Source organism: Micromonospora sp. Utrum1 (assembly GCF_057197805.1).
The window spans coordinates 1,525,672-1,537,847 of record NZ_CM170071.1 but is presented as its reverse complement, the minus strand read 5'-3'; the positions used below and the strand labels follow the sequence as shown (position 1 = coordinate 1,537,847).

Sequence of the window (12,176 nt, the reverse complement as noted above, 5' to 3'; positions counted from 1 at the left end):
TCGCAGGTCAAGTCCGTAACCGGACAGGGGTCACCCGCCCCTCACCCCTTGCTCGACACGCGGCAGACACTTAGCGTTACCAGGGTCGGGACCTGGGGAGACGCCGCGGACCGTGGATCCGGCCCGGGATCCACGGTCCGCGCCCGCCTCAGCGCGGGAAGACGCCGTACGAGGTCCAGCCCCGGTCCGGGAAGCCGGCCGCCTCGGCCACCCGCGCCGAGGCGTGGTTGTCGTGGTTGTGCAGGTAGGTGGGGATCGCCCCCTCGTCCAGCACCCGTCGGGCCGCCTGGGCGACCAGCCGCCGGGCCAGCCCGCGTCCCCGCGCCGCCGGCACCGTGCCCACGGCCAGTTCGTGCCCGTACGCGTCGTGCCGCTTGATCCCCGCCCCGGCCAGGTACGCCCCGTCGGCGTCCCGGACCACCAGCACCTCCCGGTCGAACAGCCGCAGCCAGGGCGGCAGCCCGGGGGTGGTCGGCGGCACCCACTCGCCGGCGTCCGGCAGCGGCGCCGGGGCGGTGCTCCACCGGAACAGCCCGGCGTGGGTGGTGAACTCCGGCGCGCCGACCGCCGCCGGCAGGGTGGGCAGCAGCCGTTCCCCGGGCCGCTCCCGGACCAGGTCCCGGACCACGCCGGCCCGGTCCGGCGGCACCGAGAGGATCGCGCACTCCGGGGACGCGACCGCGACGGCGGGGCGCAGCCGCCCGTCCCAGGCCGGCCGGGCCCGCCGGTGCGACCGGACCACGTGCAGCCCGGGACCGGCCGGCCACTGCCCCAACCAGGTTGCCAGGTGCAGGAACAGCCGCCGGTCGAGCACGTGATCACGGTACGCCAGCCGAACTCGTCCGGCGCGGCGGATCCGCCCGCCCGACGCCGTAAGAACTCGGCAATGGATCGACCACCCACCCGTGGCTACGCTGACCTCCGGGTATGGGGAGGTACGCGTGGCGCAACGGGTGCTGGTGGTCGACGACGACCGCACGGTCGCCGACGTGGTCTGCCGCTACCTGGAGCACGCCGGCTACGAGGTCGGCCACGTCGGGGACGGGGCCGCCGCGCTGGCCGCCGTGGCCCGGCGCCCGCCCCACCTGGTGGTGCTCGACCTGATGCTGCCGGTGCTCGACGGGCTGGAGGTCTGCCGGCGGCTGCGGGAGCGGCCCGACGGCGTACCCATCGTCATGCTCACCGCCCGCGGCGACGAGGCCGACCGGATCCTCGGCCTGCAACTGGGCGCCGACGACTACCTCAGCAAGCCGTTCTCCCCGCGCGAACTGGTGCTGCGGGTCCGCTCGGTGCTGCGCCGGGTCGGCGGCGACCCGGCCGGCGTACCCCCGGAACTGCTCGCCGACGGCGGCCTGGAGGTGGCGACCGGCCCCCGGGTGGCCCGGCTGCACGGCCGGGAGCTGACCCTGACCCTGCGCGAGTTCGACCTGCTGGCGCACCTGATGCGGCACCCGGCGCGGGCGTTCCGCCGGGCCGAGTTGCTGGAGCGGGTCTGGGGGTGGAGCTTCGGCGACCAGTCGACGGTGACCGTCCACGTGCGGCGGCTCCGGGAGAAGATCGAGACCGACCCGGCCGACCCCCGCCGGATCGTCACCGTCTGGGGCGTCGGCTACCGGTACGAGCCGGTCGATGCGTGACCTGGCGCTGATCTTCGCAGCGGCCCTGGTCGCGGCGCTCGCCGTCGGGCTGGCGGGCGCGGTGGCGCTGCGGCTGCTGCGCGGCCGGTCGATCACCGTGCACATCTCCGTGCTGCTCGCCATGACGGTCGGCGCGGTGGCGGCCGGGGTGGCGGTGGTCGCCGAGGCGATGTTCCTCTCCCCGCACGACCTCGAGGTGGTGCTGACCACGCTCTCCGCCGCCGCGGTGGTCAGCCTCGCGGTCGGCTGGCTGTTCGGTCGCCGGCTGGCCGCCGCGGCGGTCTGGGCCGACCAGGCGCGCGAGCGGGAGCGCCGGATCGAGAAGGGGCGCCGGGACCTGGTCGCCTGGGTCTCGCACGACCTGCGCACCCCGCTCGCCGGGCTGCGGGCCATGGCCGAGGCGCTGGAAGACGGGGTGGTGGGCGACCCGGCGACGGTGGCCGAGTACCACCGCCGGATCCGGGTGGAGACCGACCGGATGACCCGGCTGGTCGACGACCTGTTCGAGCTGTCCCGGATCAACGCCGGCGCGCTGCGGCTGTCGCTGTCCGCGGTGCCGCTCGGCGACGTGGTGTCCGACGCGCTGGCCGGCACCGCGCCGCTGGCCGCCGCGCGCCGGATCCGGCTGCTCGCCCCGGAGTCGGGCTGGCCAACGGTGACCGCGAGCGAGCCGGAGCTGGCCCGGGTGGTGGGGAACCTGCTGCTCAACGCGATCCGCTACACCCCGGAGGACGGCACCGTCCGGGTCGACGCCGGCCGCGACGCCGACACCGCCTGGCTGGCCGTCGCGGACACCTGCGGCGGAATCCCGGAGCGCGACCTGCCCCGGGTGTTCGACGTGGCGTTCCGGGGCGAGCCGGCGCGGACCCCGCGCGCGGCCGACAACGGTGGTTCGGGCGGGTTGGGGCTAGCCATCGTGCGCGGCCTGATTGAGGCGCACGGCGGGCGGGTAGACGTTCAGAACATCACCGACGGCTGCCGGTTCGTGGTTCGGTTGCCGGCCGCGGGAACCTGACGCATCGATCCCGCGTCATATTCATTTCCATACATGTACAAGTTTCTCTGGGACGGTAATGGTCATGCCGAATCATCCGAATGACCGGTACCAGCAGGACGCCGAGCAGCGCTGGCGGGCCGTCGAGGCCGCCGGGCGGTTCCCGGCGCAGGCCGACTACCGGGGGTCTCCCCGCGGGACACTCTCCTGGGCGGAGCTGAACGCGCTGCCGGCGGGCGCCTCCCCCCGGCGCGGCCTCACCGCCCGCTGACACGCCCGGGCGCTCCGCACCGAGCTTTCGCACACCTGTCCTGTAGCGTCTTGTGGTCCGAATCCCGCCTACCACAGGAGAAGCTCCGCGCATGGGCAAGAAGACGATTCACGTCTCCGACTTCAGCGGCCAGGTGCTGCGCGCCGACGACGAGGTGGTCAGAGTCGTCGTGCTGGAGCACCCGGACCTGGTCGCCGGGCCCGTGCAACTGGACGCCACCCCGGTCGAGGTGGAGAGCATCGACGACGCCGCGCTGGACGTGGCCGTGGTGGAGATCCACGACAAGCACGGCGGCGGCGAGCCGCGCCGGGTGGTGCTGACCGCCAGCGAGTTCGACGCGATGGCGACCGACGTGCCGATGGCGCAGCTGCTGCGTACCGCCGAGCGGGTCAAGCCGCCCAAGGCCCGGCGGGGCGCCGAGAAGATCGACTACGGCACCATCGAGCACGCCGGCAAGCCGCACCGCGGCCTGGTCACCGAGGAGGAGGCCCAGCTGGTCCGCGAGCGGCTCGACGAGGTGAACAAGCGCCTCGCCGACGCGGGGATCCGCCAGGTCGACCCGGCCGACCCGGAGCACGCGGCCCGCTACGGCTTCCCCACCGCCTGACGCACCCGGCCGGGCACGCGCCCCCGTGGCGCGTGCCCGGACGGTGCGGGTCAGGGCGCGTGCTCCCGTGGCGCGTGGGCCCGGCCGCTGCGGGTCAGGCCCGCTTGCGGGCGATCTCGGCCAGGGCGCCCTCGACCGCGGACTCCAGCGCGGCCTTCTCCAGCCCGAGCCCGGCGAGCACGCCGTCGCCGCCCTCCTCCTCGAGCAGGGCGAGCAGGATGTGCTCGGTGCCGACGTAGTTGTGGCCCAGCCGCAGCGCCTCCCGGAACGTCAGCTCCAGGACCTTCTTGCCCCGCGCGTCGTAGGGAATCAGGTCCGGGACCTGGTCGACCTTCGCCGGCAGGGTCGCGGTGACCGCCTCCCGCAGCCGCTCCAGGGGTACGCCCCGAGCCACGATCAGCGCGGCCGCGAGCCCCTCCGGCTCGGCGAGCAGGCCGAGGGCGAGGTGCCCCGGGGTGATCTCGGCGTTGCCGGCGGCGCGCGCCTCCTCCTGCGAGGACAGCACCACGTTGCGCGCCCGCGTCGTGAACCGGCCGAACCCGGCGTTCGGGTCGAGCGCGGCCGCCGTCTCGGCCTTCGCGGCGGACCGCTTCTGGGCGGCCTGCTTGCTCACCCCCATGCTGCGGCCGATCTCCGTCCATGAGGCCCCCGACCGGCGGGCCTGATCGACGAAGTGCCCGATCAGGTGGTCGGCGACATCGTCCAGGTGGTCGGCGACCAGGACGGCGCCGGCGAGCTGGTCCAGCGCGTCGGTGTGCGCCTTCTTGATGCCCTCGATCAGCTCGTCGAGGCGTACCGGGTGGGTCATCTTCAGCGGCTCTGTCTCCTCCATGCGTCAACCATAGGTTGACGCGTGCAGGTGCGTCAACCATAGGTTGACGATCTCCCGCCCGAAGACGACGAAGCGCCCCTATCCGCAGAAGCGGGCCGGGGGCTGGCGTCCGTGCCGCGCTGCTCGACTGTGGCCTGCGTCAGGTACGCCGCTGGCCGGCACCCGTCGGGTGCCGGCCAGCGTGTTGGCATGTGTCAGCTGTTCCAGTACTGGGCCACGATGTCGGCGGCCTGCCGCTCCCACTGGGCGTAGGCATCCGGGTAGGCCGAGACCTGCACGGTCTGCGCGGCCTCGGTCAGCGGCATGTCCTGCCAGCCGTCGACCTGCTTCAGACCCTTGAGGAACGCGAGGGTGGAGTACTCGGGGTCGGTGATCTGCTCCGGCGTACCCCAACCCGAACTCGGGCGCTGCTGGAACAGGCCCAGCGAGTCATGGTCATTCTTGTCGCCGAGGTGGCCCAGGTTCTCCAGCTTCGACTCCTGCAGGCTGGTGGCGATCGAGATGACCGCGGCCCGCTCCGGGAGACCGGCCTTCTTCGTCGCGGCGATGATCGCCTTCGCGTTGGCCGTCTGCTCGTCGTTCAGATCAATCTTCGACTGGGCGCCCTGCACACCGTGCGGGATCAGCTTGCCCGCGTCCGGCTTGTCGGCCTGCACCACCGCCGCCTCCGACAGCCCCGTCACCGGCGCCGCCTCGTGATGATTCAGCGGACCCGCAGCCAGACCACCAGCGAACGCCAGACCAGCAATACCCAGCACACTCTTACGCAGCATCGTGTTCATGGGGGTTAGCTCCATTCGGGGGTTGGCGCACACCCCGACCGGGGGAGGTCGGCAATCCGGCGTGCGCAAGCACCGTCAGGCGCTCTGAAAAGTCATTCCGGGAGGATCATCGGCGCGCGGGGCCGGGGAGCCACTTCGTCGCGCCGGGACCATGTACAACGACCGGCCGCCCACCATCATTCCGGGCTCGGCACACCCACCTCGCGGGGCGGGCTGGCCACCCCGCCGGGCGGGGCGCCTTCCTCGGCCGTTCACGGGGATACAACGACCCGCACCCGCCCGCCATTCCGCCGCCAGAGTGCCGCCGACCACCCCACGAACCGGACACCCCGCCCAGGCCGGCCCCGCAGCACCCACCACTTCACCCTGGTAGGCCGACCTACCGCGACAGCGCGCCGTCGGTGGAACAGCATGGAGGTCACCGGACCCCGGAGACACACATGGCGTTCCACCCACCACCGAAGCACGGGTGGGAAACGGACATACGCCCCACACACCCCGCCGGCCGCCCGATCGCCGGTCACGGAACACGGTGACCGGAGCCAACCCCGCCGCGGCGGGGGCGACCCGGACGAGCGCGCCGCGCTGGTCGTGTGGGGTGGGCACGCCATGGGGTGCCGCGAGCTGGTCGGCCAGCCTGATCAACTCCAGATCGCCCAAGTGGCGGTATCCGGCACCCGTTGAAAGCCCCACCTCGCCGAGCTGGAGTCGATCTTGCCGCCCGGTGCCCAGACATGGGGCCGGCCGGTCCGCGTGTCACTTGCGGGCGGTGAAACGTGCACACCCGTGTCACAGCAGCAGGGCCGGTAGGGCGCCTGCATCTCCGGATCAGGACAGTTCGGCGGAGTGGGGCTTCCGGGAGGTCCGGACACCCCTGCCTTCCGGATCGCGAGCCGAAGTCGGGTGGGCCGGCTGTGCAGATGAGGGCCGGAAAGCGTCAGGCCGGTCCGAGGAGACCGGGCCAGAAAGCGTCAGGCCCGGTCCGAGGAGGACCGGGCCTGACCGAACCGTGCGCCGCCAGGGACTCGAACCCCGAACAACCGGGCGAAACGGCCTTGATCAACAGTTAGCGAAAGACCGAGGCTAGATGTCGCCTCCCCATGCTGAATGATCAGATCCGGACCAGTGCAACGCCTCGGCATCACGTCGCTCGAAGAGCACAGCCACATTGTCCGGCTGGTATCGCAGCGTCTCGCCACGGGTTTCCGCCAGAACGGCGACGAAGGCACCCGAGCTGCCGAACTCCAGCCGGCAGGCCCAGGGAGTCGGCGGGCACTCGGGCACGGCCCGGTGCCAGGACATCCCGGCCTTCGTCATGACCGGTCCCAGAAGCGGCCGCCAGCCCGTCGACGCGGACACGTCGTGCGCCTCGATCAGGTCGGTGATGCCGACGTCCTCACCCGAGCCCTCGACCGCCACGAGCGCCTCGCACTCGTCCTCCATCAGCCAGGTCAGCGTTGTCGGCACCGACCGTGAGGTCACGAGGCGTAGCCCGTAGGGCACCTCGTGCAGGCGGCCGGCGTCGTCGGGAGGAGTGCTCCCGCCCGAGTAGAGGTAGGAGACCTCCCGCAAGCTCTGCCCGACCAGCGAGCGCAGGACATCACGGGTGAACTCGACCTGGAAGGACATCATTTGTAGACCCCGAAGTATTGCAGCGTGCCATCCGACCGGAAGGTTGCTCCGATGAAGTAGTTCTTACCGGCACCCTCGCCCTTCCACGGGTTGACGATGCTGTTGCTGATGACCCGCAGCCGGCCGTCGGCTGCCCCAGACGCAGATCACCCAGCCGCCCACCCCAGACACAAAGAAGGCCCCGACCCAGAATGAAGTCCGAGGTCAGGGCCTTGCTGCTGGTGCGCCGCCAGGGACTCGAACCCCGAACCCGCGGATTAAGAGTCCGCTGCTCTGCCAGTTGAGCTAGCGGCGCTCATCGGCAACGGGAAGCACGTTAACACGCCGCCGACCGGGCCCTTCGAGGGGCGGCCGCCCTTCGACCGAGAGGTGCGGCTGCTACGGCCGGATCACCACCCGCCGGCCGCGCAGCTCCCCCTCCTCCAGCATCCGATGCGCCTCGCCGACGGCCGACAACGGCATCGACACGACCTCGCGTGGAGCCACCCGACCGGCGGCGAGCAGGCGGTTCACCGCGCCCGCCGCCTCGGCCAGCTCGGTGACGGTGGCGTGGGAGATGACGAAGCCGGTCACGCTGCGGTCGTTCATGTAGAGCGGACCGGCCGGCAGCACCGGCCGGGAGCGGGCACCGGCCAGCAGCACGATCCGTCCACGCAGTGCCAACAGGTCGACGACCGACTCCAGGTCGTTGCGGCCCGAGGTGTCCAGGTACACGTCGGTGCCGTCGGGGCATGCCGACCGCAGCCGGCTCGGCAGGCCCGGGTCCCGGTAGTCGAGCACCTCGGCGGCGCCGAGCCGGCGGCAGTAGCCGGCGTCGGCCGCCGACGCGGTGGCCACCACCCGGGCGTCCGCCGCCGCGGCGAGGGTGACGAGCGCCGCGCCGACGTTGCCGGCGGCGCCCTCGACCACCACGGTCTCCCCCGGCCGGAGCCGGCCGTGCACGAACAGCGCCAGGTACGCCGTGGCGGTCGGGTGCAGCACGGTGACCGCGGTCGCCGGGTCGACCCCGTCCGGCAGCCGGTAGAGCCGGTCCGCCGGCACCACGGCCTGCTCCGCGGCGGCGCCCTGCCGGCCGTCGTACCCGAGGCTGTTGCACCAGACGAGGTCGCCGGCGCGGAGGCCGGGGGCGCCGGGGCCCGCCTCGGCGACCCGGCCGACCAGGTCGCGACCGACCACGAACGGCAGCGGCAGCGCCGTGGGGTACGCCCCGGAGCGGACGAAGGTGTCGACGGGGTTGACCGTGGTGGCGAGCACGTCGACGAGCACGTCGGTCGGGCCGGGGCGCGGCGCCGGCAGTTCGCCGTACCGGATCTCGGCGGCCGGGCCGGGGCGTTCGATGTAGGCGGCTCGCATGCCCTGATTCTGGTCGCCAGCCGGGCGCGGGGGGCGGGCGAAAAGTTCAGGCCCGGTGCATCGCACCGGGCCTGAACTTCGCTTGTTGTGCGCCGCCAGGGACTCGAACCCCGAACCCGCGGATTAAGAGTCCGCTGCTCTGCCAGTTGAGCTAGCGGCGCTCGCTGACAACGGGAGAAACCTTAGCACGCCCGCTGAGCCGGGTTCCAACCCGATACCGGGCTCCCCCCTTCGGTCGAGCTTAACCGGCGAAAGCCCACAAAACTCGCAGCTGACCGGCCACGGGGCGCAGCGCACGGGCACTCATGCGGCACGATGTCCGCCAGGCACGCGAGAACAGAGGTGGGGATGGCGAGTTTCGCGCGGGCCGGGGCGGTGGTGGGCGCTCTGGTCCTCACGGCGTCGCTGGCACTGACGGGGTGCGGCGACGACCAGAAGAAGCCGGCGTTCGTGTCCGGCGCGCAGCAGGGCGACGTGGCCGCGACCACGGCGCCGGGCACCACGGGCGAGCCGAGCCAGCCCGCCCTGCCGGCGCTGACCGTGAGCCCGGCCGACGGGTCGGACCGGCGCCCGGTCAGCACCGAGATCAGCGCCAGGGTCCCGGGGGGCGGCAAGGTGTCGAAGGTCGTCCTCACCGCCGCCAACGGCGCCACCGTCGCCGGACGGCTGCGCCGGGACGGCTCGTCCTGGGTGCCGTCGGCGCCGCTGAAGTACGGGACCCGGTACACCGCCACGGTCACCGGCACCGGCACGGACGGCCAGACGCGGCAGGGCACCAGCAGCTTCACCACGATGGCCAAGCCGAAGTCGATGATCGGCTCGGGGCTCTACATGTTCAGCGGCAAGACCTACGGCGTGGCCATGCCGGTGGTCGCCGAGTTTTCGCCGGGCATCCCGAAGAAGGACCGCGCCGCGGTGCAGAAGCGGATGTTCGTGCAGACCGACCCGCCGCAGCCGGGCGCCTGGCACTGGCTCTACAACGGCACGCAGGCCTACTACCGGGCGCCGGAGTACTGGAAGCCGGGCACCACGATCACCGTCCGGCTGGCGCTGGCCGGGATCCCGCTCAGCAACGGCCGCTACGGCAACGTCGACCGGAGCGCCACCGCCAAGATCGGCCGCGCCTTCGAGATGAAGGTCGACAACGCGACCAAGCAGATGACGGTGTACGAGAACGGCGCGGTGGTCCGTACCCTGCCGGTGAGCCTGGGCAAGAAGAGCACCCCCTCCTCCAGCGGCACGATGGTGGTGATGGAGAAGAAGGAGTCCACGGTCTTCGACACCCGCGACGAGCCGGATCCCCGCGACCAGTACGTCACCGAGATCGACTTTGCCCAGCGGCTGACCTGGGGCGGCGAGTACATCCACGCGGCGCCCTGGTCCGAGGGGGTGCAGGGCCGGCAGAACGTGTCGCACGGCTGTGTCAACGTGTCGATGGCGAACGGCCGGTGGCTGTTCGGCAAGACGCTGGTCGGCGACCCGATCACGGTGAAGGGCACCGAGCGGCGGCTGGAGCCGGGCAACGGCTGGACGGCCTGGAGCATGAGCTGGCGGCAGTTCGTCGAGGGCAGCGCCCTGCCGGTGCCCGAGGGTGGCCAGGGATCGCCCTTCTGAGCAGGCGTAACGTGGGCGGACGCGGCACCCTCGGTGGCCGTTCGTCCGCGTACCGCCGGGCGGAGCGGGAGATCTCTCCGCCAGGCAAAGCGCCGCACGATATCAGAATCGTTACATCTGGCCGGGGTGTTTCGGTTCACGTTAGGCAACGGGTAACTGTTCTGGTGCGTCTACAGGGACGATGGGACCCGGGACCACGACTGTGAGGGAAACATGCGAGCTAGCCAGGACGAGCTGATCCGGGGCGGGACCGCCCGGCGCGGCGGGCGACGCCGCGTGTTCGCGGCCGCGGTGCTCGCCGCCGCCATGGCCCTGACCGGCTGCACCAGCGGCGGCGGGGGCGACGGCGACAAGCCGTCGAGCTGGCAGGGGGGCGGGGAGAGCGGCCCGAAGGCGGCGGCCACCATCACCGAGCCCGCGGCCGACGCCAAGGACGTGCCGGCCTCCACCGCCGTCACCTTCACCACGAAGGAGGCGGAGGAGACCACCGTCGAGTTGAAGGACTCCGCCGGCAAGGCCGTCGAGGGCCAGCTCGCGAAGGACGGAAAGAGCTGGCTCCCGGACGGCGCGCTGGCCTACGGCGAGACGTACACGGCCACGGTGACCGCGACCGGCGACGACGGCAAGCCGGCCACCGCGACCAGCACCTTCACCACCATGGCGAAGCCCGGCAAGCAGGTCCGGGTCACCAGCTTCCTCGGCGACAACCAGGTCGTCGGCGTGGCCATGCCGCTGATCGTCAAGTTCGGCCGTGCCATCCCGGAGGACTACCGCGACGACCTCCAGAGCCGGATGACGGTCACCGCGAAGCCGGCCCAGGAGGGCATCTGGCACTGGATCAGCCCGACCGAGGTGCACTACCGGCCGAAGGTGTTCTGGAAGGCCAACAGCACGGTGAGCTACAAGGTGCAGGCGGGTGGGCTGCCGCTCGGCGACGACTGGTACGGCCGCTCCGACCTCACCGTCGACATCAAGATCGGCCCGTCGTTCGTGATGACCGTGGAGAACCGCACCAAGCGGATGACGGTCACCAAGGACGGCAAGGTGATCAAGACGATCCTGGTGAGCCTCGGCAAGAAGAGCACCCCGTCGTCCAGCGGCACCATGGTGGTCATCGAGAAGCTCCGCCACACGGTCTTCGACACCATGGAGGAGCTGGGCCCGGATGAGGGCTACCGCACCGAGATCGACTACGCGCAGCGGCTCACCTGGGGCGGCGAGTTCATCCACGCCGCACCGTGGTCGGAGGGCGTGCAGGGCAGGACGAACGTGTCGCACGGCTGCGTGAACGTCTCGATGAAGGACGGCAACTGGCTCTTCGCCAACACGCGCATGGGCGACCCGATCACGGTCAAGGGCACCGAGCGCAAGCTCCAGAACGGCAACGGCTGGACCGACTGGAACATGAGCTGGGACCAGTACGTCAAGGGCAGCGCCCTGCCCTACGAGCCGCCGGCCGAGCCGGGCGACGACACCAGCCCGAGCGCGGACGAGCCGAGCGTCGAGCCGACTGCCTGAGCTGGACACCGAGCGGCCCCCTCCACGCGGAGGGGGCCGCTCGACGTTCAGGGCACGGAAAACACCGAAGCCCCCTCCCGGAGGAGGGGGCTTCGGTCACTGGGGTGACTGATGGGAATTGAACCCACGACAACCGGGACCACAACCCGGTGCTCTGCCAACTGAGCTACAGCCACCATGCTCTCCGCGCCGGTCGACCCGGGCGGGGCGCGGACTAATAATAGCCACACCCCTGCCGACCCCGTCCACCGGGTTCCGGGCGGACCGCCGGGCGGGGCTCAGAGCTGGGCGGCGATCGCCTTGGCGCTCTCCACGTCCGGGCCGGGCAGCGGCACGAAGACGGTCCGCCGGTAGTACTCCAGCTCGCGGATGCTCTCCCGGATGTCGGCCAGCGCCCGGTGGGCCAGCCCCTTCTGCGGCTGCCCGAAGTACACCCGCGGGTACCAGCGCCGGCAGAGTTCCTTGATCGAGGAGACGTCGATCATCCGGTAGTGCAGGTGCGCGTCGAGCCGGGGCATGTCGCGGGCGATGAAGCCGCGGTCGGTGGCGATCGAGTTGCCGCAGAGCGGCGCGGTCCGCGGGTCCTTCACGTGGCTGGCGACATAGTCGAGCACCATGTCCTCGGCCTCGGCCAGGGTGACCGTGGAGCGCCGGACCTCCTCGGTGAGGCCGGACTTGCCGTGCATGGTGCGCACGATCTCCGGCATCGCCTCCAGCGCCGCCTCGTCGGCGTGGATGACCACGTCGACGCCCTCACCGAGCACGTTGAGGTCGGGGTCGGTGACGAGCGCGGCGACCTCGATCAGCGCGTCCCGCCCGAGGTCCAACCCGGTCATCTCACAGTCGATCCAGACCAGAAGATCAGCCACCGCAACAGACTACGCGCCGCCGACCCGCCCGCGCCTGAAGCACCCTCGCCGAGTGGACCGCTAGGGT

General features: G+C 71.8%; 12 protein-coding genes and 3 tRNA genes. 6 read left to right on the top strand and 9 right to left on the bottom strand.

Going from position 1 to position 12,176, the window contains the following annotated elements:
• Positions 1-148: 148 nt before the first annotated feature.
• Entirely contained in the window at positions 149-814 is a 666-nt protein-coding gene (locus tag AC0OLQ_RS07605) for a GNAT family N-acetyltransferase (protein ID WP_484530768.1), read from the bottom strand.
• A 127-nt stretch (positions 815-941) separates the two neighbouring features.
• Here AC0OLQ_RS07605 and AC0OLQ_RS07600 point away from each other — a divergent pair, with 127 nt between their 5' ends.
• The 4 genes from AC0OLQ_RS07600 (at position 942) to AC0OLQ_RS07585 (ending at position 3,509) form a co-directional block, all read left to right on the top strand.
• Positions 942-1,637, top strand: coding sequence for a response regulator transcription factor (locus AC0OLQ_RS07600; RefSeq protein WP_357344405.1), 696 nt, complete (start codon positions 942-944; stop codon positions 1,635-1,637).
• Positions 1,630-2,652 carry a sensor histidine kinase gene (locus tag AC0OLQ_RS07595; protein WP_484530767.1) on the top strand — a complete coding sequence of 341 codons (1,023 nt, stop codon included), beginning with the start codon at positions 1,630-1,632 and terminating at the stop codon, positions 2,650-2,652. Before AC0OLQ_RS07600 ends, AC0OLQ_RS07595 begins: the two co-directional genes overlap by 8 nt.
• Positions 2,653-2,716: 64 nt before the next feature.
• Positions 2,717-2,902, top strand: a complete 186-nt coding sequence (locus tag AC0OLQ_RS07590; RefSeq protein WP_484530766.1) for a DNA repair protein — start codon at positions 2,717-2,719, stop codon at positions 2,900-2,902.
• Positions 2,903-2,993: 91 nt separating this feature from the next.
• On the top strand, positions 2,994-3,509 hold the full coding sequence (locus AC0OLQ_RS07585) for a hypothetical protein (RefSeq protein WP_484530765.1): 516 nt from the start codon (positions 2,994-2,996) through the stop codon (positions 3,507-3,509).
• 94 nt (positions 3,510-3,603) lie between these two features.
• On the opposite strand, the gene AC0OLQ_RS07580 is transcribed toward AC0OLQ_RS07585, so the two are convergent.
• The 6 genes from AC0OLQ_RS07580 to AC0OLQ_RS07555 form a co-directional block, all read right to left on the bottom strand.
• The gene (locus tag AC0OLQ_RS07580) at positions 3,604-4,341 is read right to left on the bottom strand and encodes a Clp protease N-terminal domain-containing protein (RefSeq protein WP_484530764.1); all 738 of its coding nucleotides are present in this window, start codon (positions 4,339-4,341) and stop codon (positions 3,604-3,606) included.
• Between the two features lie 194 nt (positions 4,342-4,535).
• A complete protein-coding gene (locus tag AC0OLQ_RS07575; protein WP_484530763.1) occupies positions 4,536-5,123 on the bottom strand; it encodes a hypothetical protein in 588 nt (195 codons plus the stop codon).
• 1,083 nt (positions 5,124-6,206) lie between these two features.
• Positions 6,207-6,755, bottom strand: coding sequence for a hypothetical protein (locus AC0OLQ_RS07570; RefSeq protein WP_484530762.1), 549 nt, complete (start codon positions 6,753-6,755; stop codon positions 6,207-6,209).
• A 219-nt stretch (positions 6,756-6,974) separates the two neighbouring features.
• A tRNA-Lys gene (locus AC0OLQ_RS07565) sits at positions 6,975-7,050 on the bottom strand.
• Positions 7,051-7,133: 83 nt separating this feature from the next.
• Positions 7,134-8,108: an NADPH:quinone reductase gene (locus AC0OLQ_RS07560; protein ID WP_484530761.1), complete on the bottom strand. Its 975-nt coding sequence runs from the start codon at positions 8,106-8,108 to the stop codon at positions 7,134-7,136.
• A gap of 88 nt (positions 8,109-8,196) precedes the next feature.
• Positions 8,197-8,269: transfer RNA gene (locus AC0OLQ_RS07555), tRNA-Lys, on the bottom strand.
• 187 nt (positions 8,270-8,456) lie between these two features.
• On the opposite strand from AC0OLQ_RS07555, the gene AC0OLQ_RS07550 reads away from it, so the two are divergent.
• Complete coding sequence (locus tag AC0OLQ_RS07550) at positions 8,457-9,722, top strand: L,D-transpeptidase (RefSeq protein ID WP_357346153.1); 1,266 nt, start codon at positions 8,457-8,459, stop codon at positions 9,720-9,722.
• Positions 9,723-9,935: 213 nt separating this feature from the next.
• Positions 9,936-11,240, top strand: a complete 1,305-nt coding sequence (locus AC0OLQ_RS07545) for a L,D-transpeptidase (protein WP_357346151.1) — start codon at positions 9,936-9,938, stop codon at positions 11,238-11,240.
• A 100-nt stretch (positions 11,241-11,340) separates the two neighbouring features.
• Here the strand turns inward: AC0OLQ_RS07545 and AC0OLQ_RS07540 are convergent.
• Both AC0OLQ_RS07540 and orn read right to left on the bottom strand, forming a co-directional pair.
• Positions 11,341-11,416, bottom strand: a tRNA-His gene (locus AC0OLQ_RS07540).
• 102 nt (positions 11,417-11,518) lie between these two features.
• Positions 11,519-12,109, bottom strand: coding sequence for an oligoribonuclease (gene orn / locus AC0OLQ_RS07535; protein ID WP_107076022.1), 591 nt, complete (start codon positions 12,107-12,109; stop codon positions 11,519-11,521).
• Positions 12,110-12,176: the final 67 nt, after the last annotated feature.

Coding starts and splice junctions, on each gene's coding strand:
- AC0OLQ_RS07595 (WP_484530767.1), top strand. CDS start 1,630: ATGCGTGACCTGGCGCTGATCTTCGCAGCGGCCCTGGTCGCGGCGCTC.
- AC0OLQ_RS07590 (WP_484530766.1), top strand. CDS start 2,717: ATGCCGAATCATCCGAATGACCGGTACCAGCAGGACGCCGAGCAGCGC.
- AC0OLQ_RS07585 (WP_484530765.1), top strand. CDS start 2,994: ATGGGCAAGAAGACGATTCACGTCTCCGACTTCAGCGGCCAGGTGCTG.
- AC0OLQ_RS07580 (WP_484530764.1), bottom strand. CDS start 4,341: ATGGAGGAGACAGAGCCGCTGAAGATGACCCACCCGGTACGCCTCGAC.
- AC0OLQ_RS07575 (WP_484530763.1), bottom strand. CDS start 5,123: ATGAACACGATGCTGCGTAAGAGTGTGCTGGGTATTGCTGGTCTGGCG.
- AC0OLQ_RS07570 (WP_484530762.1), bottom strand. CDS start 6,755: ATGATGTCCTTCCAGGTCGAGTTCACCCGTGATGTCCTGCGCTCGCTG.
- AC0OLQ_RS07560 (WP_484530761.1), bottom strand. CDS start 8,108: ATGCGAGCCGCCTACATCGAACGCCCCGGCCCGGCCGCCGAGATCCGG.
- AC0OLQ_RS07550 (WP_357346153.1), top strand. CDS start 8,457: ATGGCGAGTTTCGCGCGGGCCGGGGCGGTGGTGGGCGCTCTGGTCCTC.
- AC0OLQ_RS07545 (WP_357346151.1), top strand. CDS start 9,936: ATGCGAGCTAGCCAGGACGAGCTGATCCGGGGCGGGACCGCCCGGCGC.